General features: G+C 67.9%; 24 protein-coding genes, 1 tRNA gene and 1 pseudogene. 17 read left to right on the top strand and 9 right to left on the bottom strand.

Features of this window, described 5'->3' with window-relative positions; all coding sequences use genetic code 11:
* Nucleotides 1–37 precede the first annotated feature (37 nt).
* Nucleotides 38–391, top strand: a complete 354-nt coding sequence (locus AWC14_RS24675) for a DUF488 domain-containing protein (protein ID WP_045383481.1) — start codon at nt 38–40, stop codon at nt 389–391.
* A gap of 1 nt (nt 392) precedes the next feature.
* Here the strand turns inward: AWC14_RS24675 and AWC14_RS24670 are convergent, their stop codons facing one another.
* The 3 genes from AWC14_RS24670 to crcB (AWC14_RS24660) are packed head-to-tail and all read right to left on the bottom strand — an operon-like array spanning nt 393 to nt 2,223.
* Entirely contained in the window at nt 393–1,472 is a 1,080-nt protein-coding gene (locus AWC14_RS24670; RefSeq protein WP_045383479.1) for a DUF190 domain-containing protein, read from the bottom strand.
* Nucleotides 1,469–1,828, bottom strand: coding sequence for a fluoride efflux transporter CrcB (gene crcB / locus AWC14_RS24665; protein WP_045383476.1), 360 nt, complete (start codon nt 1,826–1,828; stop codon nt 1,469–1,471). The genes AWC14_RS24670 and crcB (AWC14_RS24665) overlap by 4 nt, the downstream gene beginning before the upstream one ends.
* A complete protein-coding gene (gene crcB, locus AWC14_RS24660) occupies nt 1,828–2,223 on the bottom strand; it encodes a fluoride efflux transporter CrcB (RefSeq protein WP_045383474.1) in 396 nt (131 codons plus the stop codon). The genes crcB (AWC14_RS24665) and crcB (AWC14_RS24660) overlap by 1 nt, the downstream gene beginning before the upstream one ends.
* Before the next feature lie 149 nt (nt 2,224–2,372).
* On the opposite strand from crcB (AWC14_RS24660), the gene pgm reads away from it, so the two are divergent.
* From pgm to AWC14_RS24640, 4 genes are all read left to right on the top strand, one after another.
* Nucleotides 2,373–4,007, top strand: coding sequence for a phosphoglucomutase (alpha-D-glucose-1,6-bisphosphate-dependent) (gene pgm, locus AWC14_RS24655; RefSeq protein WP_045383527.1), 1,635 nt, complete (start codon nt 2,373–2,375; stop codon nt 4,005–4,007).
* Complete coding sequence (locus AWC14_RS24650) at nt 4,007–5,248, top strand: MFS transporter (protein ID WP_428839006.1); 1,242 nt, start codon at nt 4,007–4,009, stop codon at nt 5,246–5,248. The genes pgm and AWC14_RS24650 overlap by 1 nt, the downstream gene beginning before the upstream one ends.
* Nucleotides 5,249–5,278: 30 nt before the next feature.
* Entirely contained in the window at nt 5,279–6,520 is a 1,242-nt protein-coding gene (locus tag AWC14_RS24645) for an NAD(P)/FAD-dependent oxidoreductase (RefSeq protein ID WP_142281827.1), read from the top strand.
* Between the two features lie 61 nt (nt 6,521–6,581).
* Nucleotides 6,582–6,654 (top strand) — tRNA-Ala (locus tag AWC14_RS24640).
* 170 nt (nt 6,655–6,824) lie between these two features.
* Here the strand turns inward: AWC14_RS24640 and AWC14_RS24635 are convergent.
* Together AWC14_RS24635 and AWC14_RS24630 are read right to left on the bottom strand one after the other, a co-directional pair.
* The gene (locus AWC14_RS24635; RefSeq protein ID WP_045383468.1) at nt 6,825–7,046 is read right to left on the bottom strand and encodes a YlcI/YnfO family protein; all 222 of its coding nucleotides are present in this window, start codon (nt 7,044–7,046) and stop codon (nt 6,825–6,827) included.
* Nucleotides 7,043–7,351 (bottom strand): hypothetical protein, encoded by a 309-nt coding sequence (locus AWC14_RS24630; protein WP_235216015.1) that lies wholly within the window; start codon nt 7,349–7,351, stop codon nt 7,043–7,045. Before AWC14_RS24630 ends, AWC14_RS24635 begins: the two co-directional genes overlap by 4 nt.
* Before the next feature lie 197 nt (nt 7,352–7,548).
* Between AWC14_RS24630 and AWC14_RS24625 the strand changes: the two genes are divergently transcribed.
* The 5 genes from AWC14_RS24625 to AWC14_RS29835 all read left to right on the top strand — a co-directional run bounded on the left by AWC14_RS24625 (nt 7,549) and on the right by AWC14_RS29835 (nt 10,718).
* Nucleotides 7,549–7,833, top strand: coding sequence for a hypothetical protein (locus tag AWC14_RS24625; RefSeq protein WP_235216014.1), 285 nt, complete (start codon nt 7,549–7,551; stop codon nt 7,831–7,833).
* 569 nt (nt 7,834–8,402) lie between these two features.
* A complete protein-coding gene (locus AWC14_RS24620; RefSeq protein ID WP_045383464.1) occupies nt 8,403–8,852 on the top strand; it encodes a helix-turn-helix transcriptional regulator in 450 nt (149 codons plus the stop codon).
* Between the two features lie 5 nt (nt 8,853–8,857).
* Nucleotides 8,858–9,268, top strand: coding sequence for a VOC family protein (locus tag AWC14_RS24615; RefSeq protein ID WP_045383461.1), 411 nt, complete (start codon nt 8,858–8,860; stop codon nt 9,266–9,268).
* A gap of 44 nt (nt 9,269–9,312) precedes the next feature.
* Entirely contained in the window at nt 9,313–9,789 is a 477-nt protein-coding gene (locus AWC14_RS24610; RefSeq protein ID WP_045383460.1) for a VOC family protein, read from the top strand.
* Complete coding sequence (locus AWC14_RS29835) at nt 9,783–10,718, top strand: D-2-hydroxyacid dehydrogenase family protein (protein ID WP_142281830.1); 936 nt, start codon at nt 9,783–9,785, stop codon at nt 10,716–10,718. The genes AWC14_RS24610 and AWC14_RS29835 overlap by 7 nt, the downstream gene beginning before the upstream one ends.
* Here AWC14_RS29835 and AWC14_RS24600 read toward each other — a convergent pair.
* Nucleotides 10,719–11,699: pseudogene (locus AWC14_RS24600) on the bottom strand (phosphatase PAP2 family protein); the annotation flags it as partial.
* A gap of 269 nt (nt 11,700–11,968) precedes the next feature.
* The gene (locus AWC14_RS24595) at nt 11,969–13,510 is read right to left on the bottom strand and encodes an ATP-dependent DNA ligase (protein ID WP_045383456.1); all 1,542 of its coding nucleotides are present in this window, start codon (nt 13,508–13,510) and stop codon (nt 11,969–11,971) included.
* An 84-nt stretch (nt 13,511–13,594) separates the two neighbouring features.
* On the opposite strand from AWC14_RS24595, the gene AWC14_RS24590 reads away from it, so the two are divergent.
* Nucleotides 13,595–14,359 carry an SDR family NAD(P)-dependent oxidoreductase gene (locus AWC14_RS24590; protein WP_045383455.1) on the top strand — a complete coding sequence of 255 codons (765 nt, stop codon included), beginning with the start codon at nt 13,595–13,597 and terminating at the stop codon, nt 14,357–14,359.
* Between the two features lie 129 nt (nt 14,360–14,488).
* Nucleotides 14,489–16,654, top strand: coding sequence for an acyl-CoA dehydrogenase family protein (locus AWC14_RS24585; protein ID WP_045383453.1), 2,166 nt, complete (start codon nt 14,489–14,491; stop codon nt 16,652–16,654).
* On the opposite strand, the gene AWC14_RS24580 is transcribed toward AWC14_RS24585, so the two are convergent.
* Complete coding sequence (locus tag AWC14_RS24580) at nt 16,647–17,024, bottom strand: Zn-ribbon domain-containing OB-fold protein (RefSeq protein ID WP_045383451.1); 378 nt, start codon at nt 17,022–17,024, stop codon at nt 16,647–16,649. The genes AWC14_RS24585 and AWC14_RS24580 overlap by 8 nt on opposite strands.
* 23 nt (nt 17,025–17,047) lie before the next feature.
* Here AWC14_RS24580 and AWC14_RS24575 point away from each other — a divergent pair, with 23 nt between their 5' ends.
* From AWC14_RS24575 to AWC14_RS24555, 5 genes are all read left to right on the top strand, one after another.
* Nucleotides 17,048–18,196, top strand: a complete 1,149-nt coding sequence (locus tag AWC14_RS24575; protein ID WP_045383450.1) for a thiolase family protein — start codon at nt 17,048–17,050, stop codon at nt 18,194–18,196.
* Nucleotides 18,197–18,218: 22 nt separating this feature from the next.
* Complete coding sequence (locus AWC14_RS24570; RefSeq protein WP_045383448.1) at nt 18,219–19,595, top strand: FadR/GntR family transcriptional regulator; 1,377 nt, start codon at nt 18,219–18,221, stop codon at nt 19,593–19,595.
* A 108-nt stretch (nt 19,596–19,703) separates the two neighbouring features.
* The gene (locus AWC14_RS24565; protein WP_045383521.1) at nt 19,704–20,606 is read left to right on the top strand and encodes a sensor histidine kinase; all 903 of its coding nucleotides are present in this window, start codon (nt 19,704–19,706) and stop codon (nt 20,604–20,606) included.
* A gap of 17 nt (nt 20,607–20,623) precedes the next feature.
* Complete coding sequence (locus AWC14_RS24560; protein WP_045383445.1) at nt 20,624–21,031, top strand: DUF302 domain-containing protein; 408 nt, start codon at nt 20,624–20,626, stop codon at nt 21,029–21,031.
* Nucleotides 21,032–21,196: 165 nt separating this feature from the next.
* Nucleotides 21,197–21,670 carry a 2-isopropylmalate synthase gene (locus AWC14_RS24555; protein ID WP_045383442.1) on the top strand — a complete coding sequence of 158 codons (474 nt, stop codon included), beginning with the start codon at nt 21,197–21,199 and terminating at the stop codon, nt 21,668–21,670.
* Between the two features lie 3 nt (nt 21,671–21,673).
* Here the strand turns inward: AWC14_RS24555 and AWC14_RS24550 are convergent, their stop codons facing one another.
* On the bottom strand, nt 21,674–23,149 hold the full coding sequence (locus AWC14_RS24550; RefSeq protein WP_045383439.1) for a cytochrome P450: 1,476 nt from the start codon (nt 23,147–23,149) through the stop codon (nt 21,674–21,676).
* Nucleotides 23,150–23,172 lie beyond the last annotated feature (23 nt).

Raw genomic sequence — 23,172 nt, 5'->3', positions numbered from 1 at the left:
ACCGCCACTTCCGCTTACCGGCGTTAGCCTGGCTCGTATGGCCAAGAGCCGCATCCAAATCGCCCGCGTCTACGACGACCCAGGGCCCGACGAGGGTCATCGCATCCTGGTGGACCGGGTATGGCCACGCGGATTCCGCAAGAACGACCCGCGGGTCGGCACCTGGTACAAGGACGTCGCACCTTCGAAGGAACTGCGCGAGTGGTACGGGCACAAGCCGGAGCGCTTCGACGAGTTCGCCAAGCGGTATGAGAAAGAATTGCAAGGCAACGACGCACTGGACGAACTCCGCAAGCTGGCCAAGCGTGAGCCCGTGACGCTGGTGACCGCGACCCGCGACGTCGAGGGCAGTCAAGCTGCGGTGTTGGCGAAGCTCCTCAAACGGCGGTGATTCAGTAGTCGTACTGGGCCAGATCGGCGTCGCCGTCGCGACCCGACCCATCGATCGACAACACCGCTGGCACCATCTCGCTGGTGACCATCCCGTGCTCGGCCGTCAGCTCGTCGACGATGTCGAAACTGCGCACGATCCACTCCGGCGTGTCGATGATGATCGTGACGACGGGCACTTGGCGCACCAACTGAAACAGCTTGTCGCCGTGTGGTTCATGGTCGCCGTGGAATCCCCAGATGCCGCGCAGCACGGTGGCGCCGCGGGCCGTCCCCGACTCGAGCAGCTGGCGGACCAGGGCACGGTGAATCGGCACACCGCCGTGCCCGGTGGCCTCGCTGGTGTGCACCATGATCTTTTGCCACAGCGGCCGGCCATGCTTGTCGGTCGCGGGCAGGCGATGCGGTCGAGTCAACAATTGCCCGTCGCGTTTGCACAGTCGCACCCGCTCGACCGTCAGCAATGGGTTGGGCATCGCGTCGCTGAGTTCGGCGACCGCCGCCGAAACTTGAGCCGCGGTCCCGATCGAGATGATCATCAGCGGAACGTTGACATTGCGGCTGAAAAACCGGGCCCGGTAACGCTTCCCGTGCGCGGTGCCGTCGGCGCCGAGAAACACTCCGGCCCCGGCAAATCCCTGGCGGTACAGCAGATCACACACCGCGCGGAACGCCGGCGCCCCGCCGATACGTTCCTGGCGGCCGACATAGACGGTGAGCTTGAGGGTGTCGTGTACGTCGGTGGTGAACTCGCCGCCGACCAGGCGCGCCCGCTCCAGGGTCATCAGACCGCGACCAGTCATCGCGACCACGTCGTCGACCAGACTGCTGATCTTGGACTCGACGTCGACGGCGGCGATGGCCACTGGCGGATCTTCGGACAGGCTCAGCGATTCGTCGGTGCGCAGCACATGGCGTATGCCGAAGCTGGCGATGCCGCGCAACATCACGCTGGTGGCAACTTCCCGGTTGCCGTACAGGTCGAGCATCGCGTCGGCCAGAAACCGTTGCCCCGCAGCGCCATTCACCGCGCGCTGGCGCTCACCGAAGTAGGTGGTCAGCTTCAAACACGGCTGGCTCATAACCGGCCCGCGATCAACTGGCCGAGCAGCGCCGCCGCCATGCCGAGCACCATGCTCACGACGATATTCGCGACGGCGAACCAAATCTGACGTTCCTCGCCAAGCCGCTGCGTTTCCAGCATCCAGGTGGAAAACGTGGTGTAGGAGCCGATGAACGCGGTATCTGCCAGCAGCGCGGCATGCCGGTTTAGCGCCAGACCGCCGACCAGGCCCAGCAGCGCCGCGCCGCTGATGTTGACCGTCAACGTCCCGAATGGAAACGACCGCGCCGCCCGGCGGCCCACCGCCCCGTCGACGACAAAACGCAGCACCGATCCGATGCCGCCGGCCAGCAGCACGCCGATCCAGATCAGCATCAGCGCACCCGCACTCGTCGCACCGCGGCGGTGGCTAGATACACCGCGAGCAACCCCGCCGCGATGCTGGCACCGATGTAGCCGAGGGCCAGGCCGTATCGGTGGTGTTCGATCATCTCCAGCGTTTCGACCTGCATGGTGGAAAACGTGGTCAGCCCGCCGCACAGCCCGGTGCCAAGCAGCGGACGGCGATAGCTCGACAGCGGCAGCCGCTCCAGCAACCGGGTGGTGAAGTAGCCCACCAAGAACGCGCCGACGATGTTGGCCGTGAACGTCGGCCACGGCCAGCGCGTCGGATCGGGCCCGGCCAGGCTGTTTAGTCCTACGCGGGCGGCGGCGCCCAATGCGCCGCCGATGAAGACGGCGGCCAACTCGCGGTAGTCGCGACCAGGCATCCCAGCAGCGTAGCGGCGATCGCAAGCGCGGCAGAGCCGGGCGCGGCGGGTCGCCGCCATCGACTCAGCGGCGATCGCAAGCGCGGCAGAGCCGGGCGCGGCGGGTCGCCGCACGACAGGCTATGCGGGCGGTCGGCAGAATTGGTGACATGGTGGCAAACCCGCGTGCCGGTCAGCCGGCCCAGCCCGAGGACCTCGTCGATCTGCCACACCTGGTGACCGCGTACTACACGATCGAACCGGACCCCGACGACGTCGCGCAGCAGGTGGCGTTCGGCACATCGGGCCACCGGGGCTCTGCGCTCGACGGGGCGTTCAACGAGCCGCATATCGTGGCGATCACCCAGGCCATCGTCGAGTACCGTGCCGCGGCGGGCACCACCGGCCCGTTGTTCATCGGCCGCGACACGCATGCGCTGTCCGAGCCGGCGTGGGTGTCGGCGGTCGAGGTGCTGGCCGCCAACGACGTGGTGGCCATGATCGACGCGGCCGACCGGTATACGCCGACACCGGCGATCAGTCACGCCATCCTCAACTACAACCGCGGCCGCGCCGACGGCCTGGCCGACGGGATCGTCGTCACACCGTCGCACAATCCACCACGCGACGGCGGTTTCAAGTACAACCCGCCGCACGGCGGCCCAGCCGACACCGACGTCACCACCGCGATTGCCAACCGCGCCAACGAGATTCTGCGCGACGGGTTGTCGGCGGTGAAAAGGATGCCTTTACGACGGGCGCTGCAGACCACGTTTCGCCACGACTATCTCGACGCCTACGTGGACGACCTGCGAAACGTGGTCGATATCAACGCGATTCGCGATGCCGGGGTACGGATCGGGGCGGATCCGCTCGGCGGCGCCAGCGTCGACTACTGGGGTGTGATCGCCGAGCGGCATAGCTTGGATCTGACCGTGGTCAACCCGCTGGTCGACGCGACGTGGCGGTTCATGACGCTCGACACCGACGGCAAGATCCGGATGGATTGCAGCTCGCCGGACGCGATGGCGTCGCTGATCGCTCACCGCGACCGCTACGACGTAGCCACCGGCAACGACGCCGACGCTGACCGGCACGGCATCGTGACCCCCGACCAGGGGCTGCTGAACCCCAACCACTACCTGGCAGTGGCCATCGACTATCTCTACACGCACCGGCCGGCCTGGCCCGCCAGCATCGCCGTCGGCAAGACCGTGGTCAGCTCGTCGATCATCGACCGGGTGGTCGACGGCATCGGCCGCGAGCTGGTCGAGGTGCCGGTCGGTTTCAAGTGGTTCGTCGACGGGCTGCTCGGCGGCAGCATCGGTTTCGGTGGCGAAGAGTCGGCCGGCGCGTCGTTTCTGCGCCGCGACGGCTCGGTGTGGACCACCGACAAGGACGGCATCATCCTCGCGTTGCTGGCCGCCGAAATCCTGGCGGTCACCGGGGCCACGCCGTCGCAGCGGTACCGGGAGTTGGCCGGCAAATACGGGGAGCCGGCGTATGCCCGCGTCGACGCACCCGCCGACCGTGACCAGAAGGCCCGGTTAGCCAAGCTAACGGCAGACCAGGTGGCCGCCACCGAGCTGGCCGGAGAACCGATCACGGCAAAGCTGACGACAGCACCCGGCAACGGCGCGCCGCTGGGCGGTTTGAAGGTGACAACCAAGAGCGCATGGTTTGCTGCGCGGCCGTCGGGCACCGAGGACGTCTACAAGATCTACGCCGAGTCGTTCCGCGGGCCAAAGCATTTGGCCGAAGTTCAGCGGGCCGCCCAGGAAGTGGTGGATAAAGTCATCGGGTGATCTTCGTCGCTCAGCGCCAGCGGACGCAGCTGCCGCGAGCGGCCTGGGCGCTGATCGCGGCGAACGCGGTCGCCGCGCTGGGCTACGGGGTGGTGTCGCCGGTGCTGCCCGCCTACGCGCGCACCTTCGGGGTCAGCATCGGCGCGGTGACGTTTGCGGTCACCGTGTTTTCGCTGACGCGGCTGTGCTTCGCGCCGCCCAGCGGGCTGCTGGTGCAAAAGCTGGGCGAGCATCGAGTGTACGTGGCCGGGCTCCTGATTGTGTCGGTGGCCACTGGCATGTGTGCGTTCGCCCAAAATTATTGGCAGCTGCTGCTATTGCGTGCGATCGGCGGCATCGGGTCGACGATGTTCTTCATTTGCGCGCTCGGGCTGATGATCCGGATCAGTCCGGAGGACGCGCGTGGCCGGGTCGCCGGCCTGTTCGCCACATCGTTTTTGATCGGCTCGGTTGGCGGGCCGGTGGTGGGCAGTCTGACTGCGGGTCTTGGCTTGGCGGCGCCGTTCCTCATCTATGGCGGGGCGGTGCTGATCACTGCGCTGGCGGTGGCCTACACCTTGCGGCAGTCGACGCTGGCCGCGCCGGTGGAGCAGAACCGCTCGACGGTGACCGTGCGCGCGGCGCTTCGGCACCGCGCGTACCGCGCGGCGCTGGCGTCCAACTTCGCGACCGGTTGGTCGGTATTCGGGCTGCGGATCGCGTTGGTACCGCTGTTCATTTCGGATGTGTTGGGCCGCGGCCCGCGGATGGCGGGTCTGGCGTTGGCGATCTTCGCCCTGGGCAATCTGGTCGTCGTGCTGCCCAGTGGGCATCTGTCCGACAGGATCGGCCGGCGTCATTTGCTGATCGGTGGACTCATCGCGTGCGGTGCGACGACCGTCTGGCTGGGTGCGACGACGTCGGTGCCGGTCTTCCTGGTGGTGGCAGGCCTGGCCGGCGCGGCCTCCGGCGTATTCGCGTCGCCGCAGCAGGCCGCGATCGCCGACATCCTGGGCAGCACGGCGCGCGCCGGCACCGCAGTGGCGACGTTTCAGATGATGGCCGACTTCGGCGCCATCGTCGGCTCGCTGGCGGTCGGCCAGATCGCCGAATACCTGAGCTTCGGATGGGGTTTTGCGATCAGCGGGATCATCCTGCTGGTCGCGGCGGTGGGCTGGATGCTTGCCCCGGAGACCCGGGCCATGGACCAGCTGGCGATGCCCGACGAGTGGGAAGCGGGCACCGCGGAGGATCTCGCCTGAAAACCGCGGTGCCGCACCATGGACTTTGTGATGAGTGACGGACGGCCGCACTCGGCGATCGTGGTGGGTGCCGGCATTGTGGGGTTGTCGACGGCGTGGTTTCTCCAAGAGCGCGGCGTGGACGTCACGGTGGTCGACCGCGTCGGTGTGGCCGCCGGCGCCTCGTGGGGCAACGCCGGCTATATCGCCCCCGCACTGACGATTCCGCTCAACGAGCCGCGAATTCTGCGCTACGGGCTGCGCTCGCTACCGAAACACGATGCACCCCTGCGTATTTCGTTGAGCGCCGACCCTTCGCTGTGGCGGTTTCTGATGCGCTTCGCGGCCAATTGCCGCAGCTCGTCCTGGGCACGAGCGGTGCGCGCGAACCTTTCGCTGAGCCAAGAATGCCTCGACGCCTACGACGTGTTGGTGTCCAACGGCGTCGACGCGCCGCTCAACGACGCGCCCGTCACCGCGCTGTTCCGAACTTCGCGTGACGCCGACGAGTTGCTCGACGAGCTGCAGCGCTTCCAGGATGCCGGCGGGCACAGCGCCACGATCACCGAGTTGACGGGCGCGGCAGTGCGCGAACAGGTTCCGCTGGCATCGGATGCGGCTTCAGTCGGCGTCCAGGTCAAGGGTCAGCGATACCTCGATCCGGGACGTTTCGTGCAGGCCCTGGGCCGCGCGGTCGTCGAACGCGGCGCGACACTGCTCCCCGAGGAAGTCACCGACGTGGCGGCCGACGGCGACAGTGTCACCTTGCCGACGGGCAGCGGTTCGCGGTTGACCGCCGGCGTGGCGGTGATCGCGACCGGCGCCTGGCTGTCGCGGCTCGTCGGTCGCTGGGTTCGGGTGCCCGTGCAGGCCGGGCGCGGCTACTCGTTCACCGTGCCGGTGGACCGACCGGTTCTCGGCCCGGTCCACCTCCCCGATGCGCGGGTGGCATGCACGCCGCTGAACGGCAAACTGCGCGTCACCGGGACCATGGAGTTGCGGGATCCGGACGCGCCGGTGTCCGCCGCGCGGGTCGACGCCATCGCCGAGGCGGCGCGGCCATACTTCGACGGGGTCCGCTGGGAGGAACGCAGCGAGGAATGGGTGGGGCCACGCCCGCTGACCCCCGACGGCCGTCCGCTGGTGGGGCAGGTGTCTGGCGGCGTCTTCGTCGCCGGAGGGCACGGCATGTGGGGCATGACACACGGGCCGGCCACCGGTCGACTGCTTGCCGAGCAGATCACCACCGGCAAGCAGCCCGTCGCGCTGCGCGAATTCGACCCGACACGCTAGAGCGCTGATCAGCGACTTTGAACGCAAGTTGCTGGTGGTGTAGCTTCGATGGGCACGACTTGGGGCTATGGCGCAGCTGGTAGCGCACCACACTGGCAGTGTGGGGGTCAGGGGTTCGAGTCCCCTTAGCTCCACTCTTGCTTCAATGGAGAAAGAGGCGGCGTTCGCATGCCGCCCGGTCAATTGGTCAGATCATGTCGAAACACCATGCCGCGGTTAATGTTTGGTCCGCCGACGGTGCCGTATCCCTTCGGGCGGGATGGATGCCAACGGATCGGTAATCCGTTGACCTCGGGTCCGGCGTCTACGCGGAATGGCGCAGCTCGTGCTCGACAGCGCGCCGAATCCACGACGAGACGGAGCGGTCGTCTGCCGCTGCCGCGGCACGCACCCGCTCCAGGAGCTCGGGTGGGAAGCGAACGGGCACGGTAGCGGTCAGCCGGCGGCGCCCCGGTCCCTGGGGTTCCTGGTTTTCGGGCCGGGCGTAGAACTCGTATTCCTCGTCGGGGGTCATAGGGTTGTTCATCTGTCTCTCCGGTATCGGTCAGCGAGGTGTTTGGAGGCTCGGTAGCAGCCAATCGGGCGACATCGTCGCGGGTTGCCGTCGCGGGCGGGAGCGAGAGGCACCATCAGGACAGTGCCGTCCACTTCGGCGACCATCAGCCAGTGGGCGGGTGGTCTGGCGGGGTAGAAAATCGGGTCAGAAGCCCAGACTTCGCGGATGTCCTCGATGCCCAGGCGTGGGTGCTTGAACAGGTGGGCGGCTTGAGCGTCGATCTCGAACGGATCCTCCTCGTCGAGCTGATCCAGGTCGAATAACTCGTCGGCCACATGCCTGATTGTATTACAAACGGATACAAATATCTGCTGGTTTGGCATTTTGCGTGGCTGTCACGGGTTCGGCGCCTCTTGTGTCGCTTCAATGCACTCAGCCGTGCCTTGAGGTAACAGTCGACTACCGGCATAGCCTGCACGCGGTTTGCGCTTACCTCCGCAATCGTGTCGGTCGCGTGTGCCACGATGCCGTCGTGGAGTACTTCGAGTTGCCGGACGGCCGAAAGGTGCGGATCACCGATCGGACTGCCGAGAACATCGACAATCATGACGATTGTCCCTTTTGTGAAGGGCGCACAGCTGCCCATCGTGGGGAACCGGACCGGAATCCTTATGTGTGCACCGCAGATCCAGGTTCGGATGACTGGTATCAATCCGATCATGCGCTGTGGGGGTACGGCTACAGCCTCGGGCGTCACGAGCCGGGTGGCTTGTTGTGGCACGAGCAGCGGAATTTCGGTATCGAGCCACGAGGTTGACGATATGACTGCGCCGTTTGCGCGACGGGAGAGACCGTCGCGCTAGTTTGCGTCCCATCCGGGTTGCGCAGGCTAGCGCGCCTGACCTCCCGGAGGACCTTGTGTCACGTACCGACGCCCATGCGCCATTCTGGGTGAAAATCGCCCGAGGTGATCTCGCCGCGAAGCCACGCCACACTGCCGGCCACGCCGCTTGCGATCTGCCCGATCGAGCTGACGCGTTTCGGATCACCCAATGTCGTTGGGAGTTTCACTTCACCGGCATCAATGTTTGCTCATGCTGGATGTGTCATGCCGGGCCTCAACATCGCGCCGAGCACCGCGCAGCACGCCACAGCGATCGCCGCGATCTGCGGGCGGCGCTGAAAGGGTGGCACGCCGGCGACGTTGACGCTTTCGATGCCGTGGCTCCGCCTGCGCATCGCCACTACTGGTAAAGCGATACCGCTGGCGCCCAACCATATTCGTCGAGCACAGCCGCCGACGCATCGAACTCGCCGGCGCGTAGATGCCGCAGTAGTGGAGTGCAGTGCCGTGGCGGCGGCCGTGGTGCGACGTACCATCCGCGTGTGGCCCGCACACCCGCCGAGGAGCAGCGCCTGCGTGACCTCAAGCTGTTGCGTCGCGTCCGGGACCGAATCGACCGCGAATACGGGCAGCCGCTGAACGTCGAGGCGCTCGCCCGTGGGGTGAACATGTCGGCTGGACACCTCAGCCGTCAGTTCAAGCTCGCCTACGGCGAGTCGCCCTATTCGTATTTGATGACCCGTCGCATCGAGCGGGCGATGGCGCTGTTGCGTCGCGGCGATCTGTCCGTCACCGAAGTATGTTTCGCCGTCGGCTGCTCGTCGCTGGGCACGTTCAGTACCCGCTTCACCGAGCTGGTTGGCATGCCGCCCAGCACTTATCGGCAACGCACAGCTGCGGTGAGCGAGGGGATGCCGTCGTGCATCGAGAAGCAGGTGACCAGACCGATCAGGAATCGAGAAGCCCCAATTACCGCGCTGCACCTAGCGTGAGCGCCATGGACATTACTATTCACTCGAGCTTCCTCCCGCACGACGACCCGGAAGAATCCCTGGCGTTCTATCGCGACGCCCTCGATTTCGAGGTCCGCCTCGACGTCGGCAGCGGCACGATGCGCTGGATCACGCTCGGCCCTCCGAACCAGCCCGACACGTCCATTGTCCTGTACCCGCCGGCAGCCACCCCGGGCCTCACCGACGAAGAGCGCCGGGTCATCGCCGAGATGATGGCCAAGGGCAACTACGGCATGCTGCTGTTGGCCGCCAAGGACCTCGATGGCGTCTTCGACCAGCTGCAGTCCGGCGACGTCGAGATCGTGCAGGAGCCGATCGAGCAGCCGTACGGGGTGCGCGACTTCGCCCTCCGCGATCCCGCGGGCAACATGATCCGCGTGCAACAGCTGCGCTGAGCACACTTGACCTGAACTAGGGTTGAGGTCCTACCGTCCACGCCATGAACACCTTCACCCCGGCCGCGGCGGGCTGGCCCGAGGAGCTGGCCCCGATCGGTGCCGTCCGCTTCGCCCGTCGCTCAACACACTTCGACGAAACCGTCCGGTTCTACCGCGACCTCGTCGGGTTGCCGCTGTGCGCGACCTTCAAGGACAGCTACGGCAGCACGGGCGCGGTGTTCGGACTGCCCGGGACCGCCGTCACCTTCGAAATCGTCGAAGCCACCGAGCCCCTCCCGGTCGACAGCCACGAGCAGCTGTGCCTGTACTTTCCCGACGCCGCCGCGCAACATCGCGCGACGGCCCGGCTGCGCGCGGCGGGGATGCAGCCCGTGGACTCGCACCCGTATTGGGCGGCGACGGGAGCGGTCATCTACCGCGATCCCGACGGCCGCGAAGTTGTGTTCGCGCCCTTCGTCTTTGGCGTCAACGAGCCCGCCGCGGGCAGTGCCTTCGGCGAACACTGGATGGCATCGTGAAGGTCGCGATCCTCGACGACTACCAGAACGTCGCGCTGAACATGGCCGACTGGTCGCATGTGGCCGCGCGTGCCGACATCACCGTCTTCACTGATCACGTTGCCGATCACGACGCCGTCGTCGAACGGTTGGCGCCGTTCGACGTGGTGTGCGTGATGCGGGAGCGAACACCCTTGCCGCGCAGCATCATCGAGCGCTTGCACCAGCTGAAGATGATCGCATCCACCGGCCCGTTCAACGCAGCCATCGACGTCGCGGCGGCCAGAGAACGCGGTATCCACGTCAGCACGACCGGCGGCTACATCGAGTCCACGGTCGAGTTGACGTGGGCGCTGATCCTGGCGGCCGCCCGCCGGATCCTCGACGAAACTCTCTCGGTGCGCGCCGGCGGCTGGCAGACGTCGGTCGGCCGTCAGCTGGGCGGGGCGGTGCTGGGTGTGCTCGGGCTGGGCCGGATCGGCCGTCGGGTGGCGCGAGTCGGGGCAGCCTTCGGCATGGACGTCATCGCGTGGAGCACCAACCTGACCCCTGAGGCCGCCGCGCAGGCCGGTGCCACCTACGTGGGCAAAGAGGAGTTGTTCGGCCGTGCCGACGTGCTGACCATCCACCTGGTGCTCGGCGAGCGCAGCCGCGGGCTGGTGGGCGCTGCCGAGTTGGGGCTGATGAAGCCGACGGCGTTGCTAGTCAACACCTCGCGCGGCCCGATCGTCGACGAGGCGGCGCTGATCGACGCGTTGCGCTCCCACCGGCTCGCGGGCGCCGGGCTCGACGTCTTCGACACCGAGCCGCTGCCGGCCGACCATCCGCTGCGATCCCTCGACAACGTCGTCGCCACCCCACACATCGGCTACGTCGCCGACCGCGTCTACCGCACTTTCTACGGCGAGGCCGCCGCGGAGATCGCCCGCTGGCTCGACGAGGTCGGCTGAACGCCGTCTCGACCACCACGACTCCAGACGGCCGACCACCAGCATCACGATCGCGGCCAGCGCCCAGCCCAGCAGGATGTCGATGACGTAGTGCTCGGCCGAGTACACCAGCGTGAAGGCCATCACCAGCACGTAGGTGACCAGCAGCGGACGCCATTGCGCCTTGACGCGCCGCCACAGGAACACCGCGACCATCGCCGACAGCCCGGCGTGCAGCGACGGGATGGCCGCCACCAGGTTCACGCTGGCCTGTCCGGAGTCCACCAACGCGCCCGCCGACTGCAGGTGCAGGGTGCCCCACCCGCGGGTGGAGATGCGCTCGACAAACGGATGAGCCCCGGGCTGGTGGGTGTGCATCGCGCCCAGCAGCCCGCCGTCGGGCACACCGGCGGGGCTGCGGAACATGCACGGCGGGTTGGACGGACCACCGGCGACGTCGTGCGCGGTGCAGCGGGCCGCGGCCCACGGCGGCGCCGAGGGCATCAGCACGTAGCCGATCAGCGACGCGAACGACAACGCGACGAACCGCCGGACGAACGCGGCCCAGTCGTCGCGGTTGCGCAGCCAGAGCACGCCGGCGACCACGTACGGCAGCACGAAGAACGACATGTAGACGCCGCTGATGACCACCTCCCACCAGGGCGGCTGCGGCATTTTGAGATGTTCCTGCAACCACAACGTCGGCTCGGTGCCGAAGAACAGCCAGCGGTCGGCCGCGGGCTGGAACTGCCACAGCGTCGGTGCGCCGACCAGGCCCGCCGCACCCCGGCTGAGGTCGTACAGCAACAGCACGAGCGCGAACGGCAGCCAGTCCCGGACGACGGCGAGCACCTGGCGAGGGCGGCCGATGCTTGCCGCGATCAGCCCGGTGGCGATGTAGAGCAGCAGCAGCTCGCGGTTGAAGGCCAGGCCGGCCGTCAGGGTCCGATACACCACGACGAGGGCCCACACCATGACGGCCGCGCGCCGGACCAGGATCAGCCGCCGCTCGCGGAGGGTGGCGGTGTCGCACTGCGCGACGTCCGACTGCGGTTCGCGGGTGAACACCTGGGCCTTTCGCTCGGGTCGTTACGGAAACCAGGGCAATCGTGTCTGCGTCCGGTCGTCCTTCTAAGGGCATTCTGCTAGGGATCGGCCACCAAGCCCGTCATTTGGGCCCGGCACAGTGTCGACCGGTCTCCGATCACACCGGTCCAGACTTTCTACCTGATGAGCCGAACCTGTGCGCCGGCTATGAAAACGTGCCCGGCTCAGCCGTTTTGGTCGTAGAGGGCGCGCACGGTGTCGATGGTGTCGGCCTCGGCGGGGCCCTTGTCGTCGCGGTAGCGCAGCACCCGGGCGAACCGCAGCGCAAGCCCACCGGGATAGCGTGACGAGCGCTGCAGCCCGTCGAACGCGATCTCGACCACCTGCTCGGGCCGCAATCGCACGACGTAACCATCGGTGCTGCCGACCGCCAGTTCCCGGAATCGCGCGGTCTGCCAGTCCAGCATGGCGTCGGTCATGCCCTTGAACGTTTTGCCCAGCATCACAAAGCCGCCGCTCACCGGATCGCGGGCGCCCAGGTGGATATTCGACAGCTTGCCGCTGCGCCGTCCCGATCCCCACTCGACGGCCAGCACCACCAGGTCGAGGGTGTGCACCGGTTTGACCTTGAGCCAGCCGGCGCCGCGGCGCCCCGCCTCGTACGGCGCCGTCGGCGACTTGGCCATCACCCCTTCATGCCCGGCAGCCAACGTCGCGTCCAGGAAGTCCGCCGCGGCCGCCGGGTCGTCCGTGATCAGCCGATCGACCCGGTTGTGCGCGGGCACGAGGTCGTCGAGCACCTCGATGCGCTCGGTGGTCGGCGCGTCGAGCAGGTCGACACCGTCGCGGTGCAAGACGTCGAAGTAGAACACCGACAACTCGTGCGCCGCGCGAGCCGCCGCGACGTCGACCGATCGCCCGAACCGCGACCCGGTGACCTGAAAGGGCTGCGGCCGGTTGTCGGGCCGCAGGGCGATGGCCTCCGCGTCGGCGATGAGGTCGGTGACCGGCAGCGCCAGCGTCGCCTCGACCACCTCGGGCAGCCGGGCGGTGACGTCGTCGAGGCTACGGGTGTAGATGGTGACCTGGTCGCCGGCCCGATGAATCTGCACCCGCGCACCATCCAGCTTTGCTTCGAAAACCGCTGTGCCGCCGAGTCTTTCGAGTGCATCGGCAACGCTGGCCGCAGTCTGCGCCAGCATCGGACCCACCGGCTGGCCCACCCGCAGCGTGAACGAATCCAGCGCCGCCTCGCCGCCGGTCAGTGCTGCGGCGGCCACGGCGGGCAGGTCTCCGCCGAGCATCGCCGCGCGCCGCACCGCGGCGCCCGGAAGTTGCGCGGCCTGGGCGACGGCGTCGGCCATCACGCCGGCCAGCGCGCCCTGGCGCAGCTCGCCCGTCAGCAACTTGTGAAGAAACGTCTGCTCGGTCTCGGTGGCGGCAGCGAACAGGTCCGCGACGACGGTAGCGCGGCGCGCCTGTGATCCCGTTCCCGAGATCGCACGTATCGCCGAGAAGGTGGCGTCGACGTCGGCGACGGTCAGGCTCGGGTGCTTGGCGGCAGCGGGCAGCGAACGCAAACTGGCCCAGCCGACACCGATTTGGCGTTGCGGCAGCTCACCCGAAAGCCATGAGACGACGATGCCGACCAGTTGGGGTTGGGACTTGAGCTGGGCCAGTAGCTCGGCGATCCGAGCGATCTTGGCCCGCCGCGCCGAAGCGCCGCCCACGTCGGCCGAGGTTGTCGCCACGTCGATCAGCAGCACAGCTCAGCTTGACATGCCTGGCCGACAAGTCCCTGGGCCCTCGCGATAGCGTGCTGTGGCAACGGGTCAAACAAGGAGGTTTGAATGGAGATCAACGGCAAGAAGGTCGTCGTCATCGGCGGCGCGTCGGGCATGGGGCGCGCGACCGCCGAACTGCTGGCCGAGCGCGGGGCAAGCGTCGCGGTACTCGACCGCGAGGGCTCCGACGGCAAGGACGTGGCCGCGGGCCTCAAAGGAGGCGGCACGTTCTACCCGGTCGACGTGACCGACTTCGCCGGCACCGAGGAGACGCTGCAGGCCGCGGTCGACGCTCTCGGCGGCCTGCACGTGGTGGTCACGACGGCCGGCGGCGGTATCGCCAAGCGGACGCTGTCCAAGTCCGGCCCGCACGACCTCGAATCCTTCCAATCGGTCATCGATCTCAATCTCATCGCCACGTTCAACATCAGCCGGCTGGCGGCCGCGCACATGGCCAAGAACGAACCCGAAGACGAAGAGCGCGGCGTCATCATCAACACCGCCTCGATCGCGGCGTTCGAAGGCCAGATCGGCCAAGTCGCCTACACCGCGGCCAAAGCGGGCATCGCCGGCATGTGCCTGACGATGGCGCGCGACCTCGGCTCGATGGGCATCCGCGTGCTCGCGATTGCGCCCAGCCTGTTCGCGACCGGGCTCACCAAAGGCATTCCCGACGACTACGCCATCGCGCTGACCAAGGACGCGGCTTTCCCGAAGAGGCTGGGCCGCCCGGAGGAATACGCCAAGCTGGTCGCGGCCATCGTGGACAACCCGATGCTCAACGGGCAGTGCCTGCGCCTGGACGCCGGGCAGCGGTTCGCGCCCAAGTAGAGGATTGGCCGCGAGACAGACGCCAGGGTCGTGCTCCTGCGCTGGCTCACAGCCCTGGCTTCTGTCTCGCGGCCCGGCCTGGATTAAGTACACTCTTTAGTCGGCGCACATCGACGAGGAGGCCCCCTGATGGGTATCGCATTGACCGACGACCATCGCGAACTCGCCGAGGTGGCCCGCGCATTCTTGACCTCGCAGAAGGCGCGCTGGGCGGCGCGCTCACTTCTTGATTCGCCCGACGAGTCACGCCCACCGTTCTGGCAGGATCTCGTCGAACTCGGCTGGCTCGGCCTACATATCGGCGAGGAGCATGGCGGCTCGGGATACGGCCTACCCGAACTCGTCGTGGTGATCGAAGAGCTCGGCCGCGCCGTGGCGCCGGGACCGTTCGTGCCGACGGTGATCACGTCGGCCGTCGTCGCCAAGGACGGCACCGACGCGCAGAAGCGGCGGCTGCTGCCCGGGCTGATCGACGGCACCGTCACGGCCGGTGTCGGCCTCGGCGGTGACGTGCGGGTCGACGGCGGAGTCGCCGACGGCGACGCCGGAATCGTGTTGGGCGCCGGGCTCGCCGAGCTGTTGCTGATCGCCGCGGGCGACGACGTACTGCTGCTGGACCGCGGCCGCGACGGCGTGACGGTCGAGGTGCCCGACAACCTCGACCCGACCCGGCGCTCGGGGCGGGTGACGCTGCGCAACGTCCGCGTCAGCGACGACGACATCCTGCCGGGCGCCCGGGAATCCGCGCTGGCCCGGGCCCGCACACTGTTGGCCGCCGAGGCGGTCGGCGGCGCGTCGGACTGCGTCGACGCCGCGGTCGACTATGCCAAAGTGCGCCAGCAATTCGGCCGCACCATCGCCACTTTCCAAGCGGTGAAACATCATTGCGCCAACATGCTGGTGGGCGCAGAGTCGGCGACCGCCGCGGTATGGGACGCCTCGCGGGCAGCGGGCGAAGACGAGGAGCAGTTCCGGCTGGCGGCGGCCGTCGCCGCCACGCTGGCGTTCCCGGCCTACGCGCGCAACGCCGAGCTGAACATCCAGGTGCACGGCGGCATCGGGTTCACCTGGGAGCACGACGCGCACCTGCATCTGCGCCGTGCGCTGGCCGCCCGGGCGCTGTTCGGCGGCGACGCGCCCGCCCAGGACGTCTTCGACCGCACCGCGGCCGGGGTCACCCGGGCCAACAGCCTTGACCTACCGCCGGAGGCCGAAGAACTGCGCGCCCGGGTGCGTGCCGATGTCGCCGAGATCGCCGCGCTGGACAAAAAGGGGCAACTGGACCGGCTGATCGCTACCGGGTACGTGATGCCGCACTGGCCCAAGCCGTGGGGTCTGGCCGCCGACGCCGTCGAGCAACTGGTGATCGAGCAGGAGTTCGCCGCGGCGGGCATCAAGCGACCGGACTACCAGATCACCGGATGGGTCATCCTGACGCTCATCCAGCACGGAACCCCTTCGCAGATCGAGAGATTCGTCGAGAAGGCACTGCGTCAAGAGGAGATCTGGTGCCAGCTCTTCTCCGAGCCCGATGCCGGATCGGACGCGGCGGGCATCAAGACCCGGGCTACTCGCGTCGACGGCGGCTGGAAGATCAACGGGCAGAAGGTGTGGACCAGCGGCGCCCACTATTGCCGTCGCGGCCTGGCGACGGTGCGCACTGACCGGGACGCGCCCAAGCATGCCGGCATCACCACGGTGATCGTCGACATGAAGGCGCCCGGCGTCGAGGTGCGGCCGCTGCGCCAGATCACCGGCGGCTCCGACTTCAACGAGGTGTTCTTCAACGACGTGTTCGTTCCCGACGAGGATGTCGTCGGCGAACCCAACACCGGATGGACGGTGGCCCGGGCGACGCTGGGCAACGAGCGGGTGAGCATCGGCGGCGGCACGTCGTACTACCAGGGCGTCGGCGCGCAACTCGTGGGGCTGGCCCAGCAGCGCGGAGATCGGTTGGCGGGCGCGACGGTTCGCGTCGGCGCCTTCCTCGCCGGCGAACACGCGCTGCGGCTGCTGAACCTGCGCCGCGCCGCGCGCAGCATCGAGGGAGCGGGCCCGGGGCCCGAAGGCAACATCACCAAACTCACGCTGGCCGAGCACATGGGCGAGGGGGCCGCGATCGGCGCGGCGCTGCTGGGACCCGAGATCGCGTTGGCCGACGGGCCGGCCGGACTGGTCAGCCGCATGCTGATGGGTGCGCGTGGGATGGCCATTGCCGGCGGCACCTCGGAGGTCACCCGCAACCAGATCGCCGAGCGGATTCTCGGCATGCCGCGCGACCCGCTGATCAAATAGGCGTTGGCACCGCGAGCAGACGCAGACTCGCATCAAAATGGCCCGGCGCGTGCGATTCTCTGTCTGCTCGCGCTTGGAACCGCACCTCGACCGGCATTCCGCAGTGCACCGAATCGGGTTCGCAGTCAACGATATTGGCGGCCACCCGAAGCCCTGCCGGCTCGTCCAGCTCGACGATCGCGATCACGTACGGGGTCGGCACATCGGGGTTGTACGGGTGGTAGTTGACCGTGTAGGTGAACACCGTGCCGCGTCCGGATACCGGCCGGGCGGCCAGCGGGCCGCCGCAATCGGGGCACGTGCCGGCCGGGGGGTGCACCCAGCGGGCGCATTCGTCGCAATGCTCGACGAGTAACCTCCGGTCCGACACCCGCAATACAGTACACTCTTTTGGTGCCAAGCCGACACTTCGAGAAGCACGCGATCCTGTCGGGAATCGGTATCTCCCGAATCGGCCGTCGCACCGGCATTCCCGGCCTGGCACTCACTTGCGAGGCGGTGCGCGCCGCCATCGCCGATGCCGGACTGCGCGCCGACGACATCGATGGCGTCGCCAGTCTGGGCGATACCCCGGTGCCCGAAGTCGCCGCCGCGCTCGGCATCGACGCAGTCGACTACAAATCCGGGTTCGGCGCCGCCGGCCTGCTGACACCGGTGATGTCGGCCTGTCAGGCGGTCGCGGACAAACAGGCCCGCCATGTGCTGGTCTATCGAACGGTCCAGATGATCGGTGGCTCAGTGCCGGCCAATGCGCAGGGCGAACAGCCGAGCATCGGCGGAATGGACGACGTCGTCGAACTCCTTGCCGCGCATGCCTATTCAGCTGCGAACTGGCTGGCGATGCACTGCCGCCGGCACATGCACCTCTACGGGACCACCAAGGAGCAGCTAGGCTGGCTGGCGATCAACAGCCGGCGCAACGCCGCGCTGAATCCGCTTGCGGTGTACCGCGAACCGCTCACCATGGCCGACTACCTGGCCGCGCGGCCGGTCTCCTCGCCGTTCGGGCTGCTGGATTGCGACGTCCCGGTCGACGGGTCGATCGCGGTGGTGGTTTCGGCCGCGGAATACGCCAGCGACTGCCCGCAGCCGCCGGTCGCTGTGGAGGCCATCGGCGGGTCCGACGGTGCCGGTGGCTGGTTCCACCGGCCCGACTACCCGAAGATGGCGGCTACCGACGCAGCGGCGCAGATGTGGTCGCGGACATACCTGGCGCCGGCCGATATCGAGATCGCCGAGTTGTACGACGGCTTCACGTTTCTCACGCTGGCGTGGCTGGAAGCATTGGGCATCTGCGGTGACGGAGAGGCCGGCCCGTTTGTCGAGGGCGCCGAGCGGATCGCCCTCGACGGCGTGCTGCCGCTGAACACCTACGGCGGCCAACTGTCGGCCGGACGCATGCACGGCTATTGGGTGCTGCACGAAGCCTGCCTGCAGCTGCGCGGTCAGGCGGGTGAGCGGCAGGTGCCGCGCCGCCCGCAGGTCGCGGTCGTCGCCGCGGGTGGCGGCCCGATCGCTGGCTGCATGCTGCTGACATGCTGAGAACCGTTGGGGTGCTGCGCAATTGAATGCGCAGCTGCGCCCCGACAAGCGGGCCGCCCAGATCGCCCGGCGCATCGAGGCGGACATCATTCGCCGCGGCTGGCCGATCGGCGAATCGCTGGGATCCGAGCAGGCACTTCAACAGCGCTACCAGGTCAGCCGGTCGGTACTGCGCGAAGCCGTGCGCCTGGTCGAACACCACCAGGTCGCGCGCATGCGCCGCGGACCCGGCGGGGGACTGCTGGTTTGCGAGCCGGACGCCGCCGCGGCAACCAAAGCTGTCGTCATCTACCTCGAGTACCAGGGCACCACGATCGACGTTCTGCTGCAGGCGCGTCTGCTGCTCGAACCGTTGGCGGCGGTGCTGGCTGCCGAGCGGATCGACGAGACCGGCATCGGACGGCTGCGCGCCGTGCTGACGACGCCGTCGCAGCGCGAATTCCACACGGCGCTGGCCGAGCAATCCAAAAACCCCGCGCTGCAACTGTTTATCGACATCCTGATGCGGCTGACCGCGCAATTCGCCCGCGGTTCGCGCGCGGACGCCCAGGCGCTGGACCGCACCCGCGCAGAGCACGCCGAGATCGTCGCTGCCGTCACCGCCGGCGACTCGGCGCGGGCCAAGACGCTCAGCGAGCGTCACATCGAGTCGGTGACGACGTGGCTGCGACAACACCACAAGCCCGGTCGGCCGCGCAGACCGAACCCCGATGCCACACCGGCCAAGCGCGCCGAGGTGTTGGCGGCCGAGATCCGCGACGACATCGCCGCCGGCGGCTGGCAGGTCGGCTCCATTCTCGGCAGCGAGGTGCAGCTACTGGAACGCTATCGAGTCAGCCGCTCGGTGCTGCGCGAAGCAGTGCGGCTGCTCGAATACCACGCGATCGCGCGAATGCGCCGCGGGCCCGGCGGCGGGCTGGTGGTGGGAAAACCACAGGCGCAGGCCAGCATTGACACCATCGCGTTGTACTTGCAATACCGCGAACCCAGCCGCGACGACCTGCGCCTGGTGCGCGATGCCATCGAAATCGACAACGTCGCAAAGGTTGTCAGCAGGCACGACGCCCCCGACGTGCGGAGCTTTCTCAACACGCATCGACAACTCATCGACGAAACCGGCGACGACCTCCGCAAGGCCGGCCTGGAAGAGTTCCTGTTTCACAGCGGGATGGCGCAGCTGGCCGGCAACGCCGTGCTGGACTTGTTCCTGCGGATCCTCGTCGAGCTGTTCCGCCGGCAGTGGTCCGCCAGCGAGCAGACGCCGCCGAGCCACAGTGATTTCGCCGACGTGCAGCATGCGCACCGGCGGATCATCGAGGCCATCGCCGACGGCGACGACAGCCTGGCCCGCCACCGACTCCGACGCCATTTGGATGCCGCGGCGTCGTGGTGGCTTTAGCGGTTTATCACGGCAGGGGAGCCGGGTAGTCTCAGCCCCGTTGGGGGTCCCGGCAACGCGATCGAGGTGGCAATTGTGCATCAGCCACGCGTCGACTCGGCGGGCTTCATGCACTCGGCGCTGTTCTACCGCGGCGAGCGCGAATACCTCGCTGGGGTAGTGCCGTTCATTCTCGACGGATTGCGCAACAGCGAGCCGGTATTGGTGGCCGCCCCCGCGGGGCACCTGGGCTTGCTTCGCGACGGATTGGGCGATGCCTGCGCGGACATGACGATGGCCGACATGGCCGACGTCGGGCGCAACCCCGCCCGCGCGATGGGCGCGATGAGCACCTTCGCCGAGAAGCACCGCGATCGGCGGGTGCGCATGGTCGGCGAGCCGGTGTGGCCCGGCCGCAGCGCCGACGAATACCCCGGCTGCGTCGAGAACGAGGCGTTGGCCAACACGCTTTTCGCCGACCGCGAGGTGACGGCGCTGTGCCCCTACGACGCCGCCGGGCTCGACCAGGATGTTCTCGCCGACGCGCGTCGCACCCACCCGCTGCTATGGCGGGACGGCACGGCAGACCACAACGCCGACTATGCGCCCGACGACGCCCTGGCCCGCCACAACCTGCCGCTGCCCAGCGACGCGATGGCCGTCACCTACACGGTGCGAGAGTTGGCAGATCTGAGCGCGGCGCGGTCGTTCGCCGCCCGCTACGCGCGGTGGCTGGGTCTGTCGCCCGAGGGCATCGCGAGCTTGCAGCTGATCGCCACCGAGCTGGCCACCAACAGCCTGCAGCACACCGGAGGCGTCTGCCGGCTGGCCTTCTGGCAGTACAACGGCCATATCGTCTGCGAGGCCAGCGACGCGGGTCGGCTCGACGATCCGCTGGCCGGACGCCGCGCGCCGACCGCCGACGCCCTCACCGGCCGTGGGTTGTTTCTGGTCAACACGGTCGCGGACCTGGTGCGCACCCACGCCACCGCCACCGCAACGACGATCCAGGCCTACCTTCGACTGGGCTGAGAAGAGAGGGGTCGGCCATGAGCATCGCGCTCTCGACCACCCTGCACACCTCATTCGACGACGCGGTCGCCCGTACCCGGGAAGCACTGGCGCAGAAGGGATTTGGCGTCCTCAGCGAAATCGACGTGAAGGCGACGCTGAAAGCCAAGCTCGGCGAGGACATGGAGGACTACCTGATCCTGGGCGCCTGCAACCCGCAGTTCGCCCATCAGGCCGTCAACGCCTTCCGGCAGATCGGGGTGCTGCTGCCGTGCAATGTGGTGGTGCGCCGCGATCCGGACGCGCCGGAGACGATCATCGTCGACGCGATGGACCCGCGGCTGATGGTGGACGTGACCAAGGAGCCCGGGCTCGACGACATCGCCGACGCGGTGGCCGGATTGCTGCGGGAGGCTCTCCAAGAGGTGTCCGGCCAGCCCGTGTAATGAACTTGCAGCGGTCCCGCGCCAGCGACTAGTCTCGGCGATCGTGCAGCATCTTCTCGTAGTAGCCAGTACCCGCAGCGGGGTCTGATCCAAGACCGACCCCCCGCTGTGGGTCGGAAGCTACTACCCGTCGGTCGCTCCCTTTGAGACCAGAGAAGACCGCACATGGCAATCCCCGAACCACGTACGACCTGCATCGACGTTGCGCCCGTCTCGCTGCCGGGCGGACTCCGGGAGGACGCCGAGACCATGTCGTGGAGCCGCTTCACCGCCACCTATGCACCCAGCACCGGCCCGGTGCGGCTGGGCCAGTGGGAATGTGCCGACGCCGAGCGGCCGGCCACCCGGCTGGGACCCCAGGCCCGCACCTTTCGGGCCACGCTCGGCTTCGGCGACTCCATCGAGACCGTGACGGCGACCGCGACGGGCCCGGTCGCCGCCTTGACCGAGATGCTCTACAAGCACGGCATTGCGGTGGAAATGCTGCGATTCCACCAACTGCGCTCCGACGACAACGTTGCCACGTTCATCCGGGGCAGCGACGGCACCCGGGCCGAGTGGGCGATGGGCTGGTCGGACGACGCGACGCAGTCCGCGTTGCGCGCGGTCATCGCCTGCGCCAACCGGCTGTATGGCTAGCCGTTAGAGCGGGCGCAGCACGATCGGCATGCCGTCCATCGGGATCGGCATGCCGCCGTAGTCCCAGCGTGGCTGGTAGCCGGGCCGCGGCAGCTCCAGCCGGTAACGGCGCAGCAGCCGGTGCACGACGGTCTTGACCTCGAGCCGGCCGAACACCATCCCGATGCACTTGTGCGCCCCACCGCCGAACGGCGCGAACGCGTAGCGGTGCTTCTTGTGCTCGCTGCGCGGTTCGGTGAACCGCTCCGGGTCGAACTTGCGCGGTTCGGTCCACAGCTCGGGCAGCCAGTGGTTCATCCCCGGCCAGGTCACCACATTGGTGCCGGCCGGCACGTAGTAGCCCAGCAGGTCGGTGTCCCGCAGGGTCTGGCGCATGTTGAACGGCAGCGGCGTCACCAGCCGCAGCGACTCGTCCATCACCAGATCCAACGTCTCCAGCTTCTCGAGCGCCTCGATGTCGAGCGGGCCGTCACCGAGGCGGTCCGATTCGTCGCGGCAGCGGTCCTGCCATTCGGGGTGGGCGGCGAGGTTGTAGGCCATCGTCGTGGTCGTCGACGTCGAGGTGTCGTGGGCGGCCATCATCAAAAAGATCATGTGGTTGACGATGTCCTCGTCGGTGAAGCTGTTGCCGTCCTCGTCCTCGGTGTGGCACAGCACCGTGAGCATGTCGTTGCCCTCGGCGTTGCGGCGCTCGGCGACCCGTTTGGTGAAGTAGTCCTCGAGCACCTTGCGGGCCCGAAGTCCTTGCCACCACTTGAACGGCGGGACGCTGGTGCGGATGATCGCGCCGCCGGCGCGGGTCGTCGTGGTGAACGCCTTGTTCACCTTGGTGACCAGCTCGTGGTCGGTGCCCGGTTCGTGGCCCATGAACACCATCGAGGCGATGTCGAGGGTGAGCTCCTTCATCGCCGGGTGGAACAGGAAGCGTGCGTCGTTGGTCGGCCAGTCGGCCACCACCGCCGTCGCCACCCGGTCGATGTGCTCGACGTAACCGGCCAGCCGGGGCCGGGTGAAGGCCTCCTGCATGATGCGTCGGTGGTAGAGATGCTCGTCGAAGTCGAGCATCATCAGGCCCCGGTTGAAGAACGGGCCGATCACCGGGTGCCAGCCCTTCTGCGAAAAGTCCTTGTTGCGGTTGGAGAAGATGGCCTGGGTGGCGTCGGGACCCAGCGCGACGATCGACGGCAGGATCGGCGAGTCGGCAAAGCAGACCGGCCCGCGGGTCTGGTAGAGGTGCAGCGGGAAATCGGGGCCTTCGCGGAACAACTCGATGATGTGGCCCAGGATCGGCAGCCCGGAATCGCCCATGACCGGCTTTAACCCACTGCCCGGCGGCGGCTCGGCGAGTTTCTTGGGCTTCCAGTCGACCTCCAGCAGCCGCTTCTCTATCATCCCCAGCCCGGGGATGGTGTTCACCGTGGGCGTCAGGCGACGCTTGGCCTGGTCGAGCAGGTAGTGCGGGGTGCTGATGGTCGCCATCGAGGCTCCTTACCGGTTGTGGC

The sequence above is a fragment of the Mycobacterium kyorinense genome (assembly GCF_002101735.1).
Lineage (GTDB): Bacteria > Actinomycetota > Actinomycetes > Mycobacteriales > Mycobacteriaceae > Mycobacterium > Mycobacterium kyorinense.
Note: the sequence above shows the minus strand (reverse complement) of the source record. Positions and strands in the feature narration are given on the sequence as shown.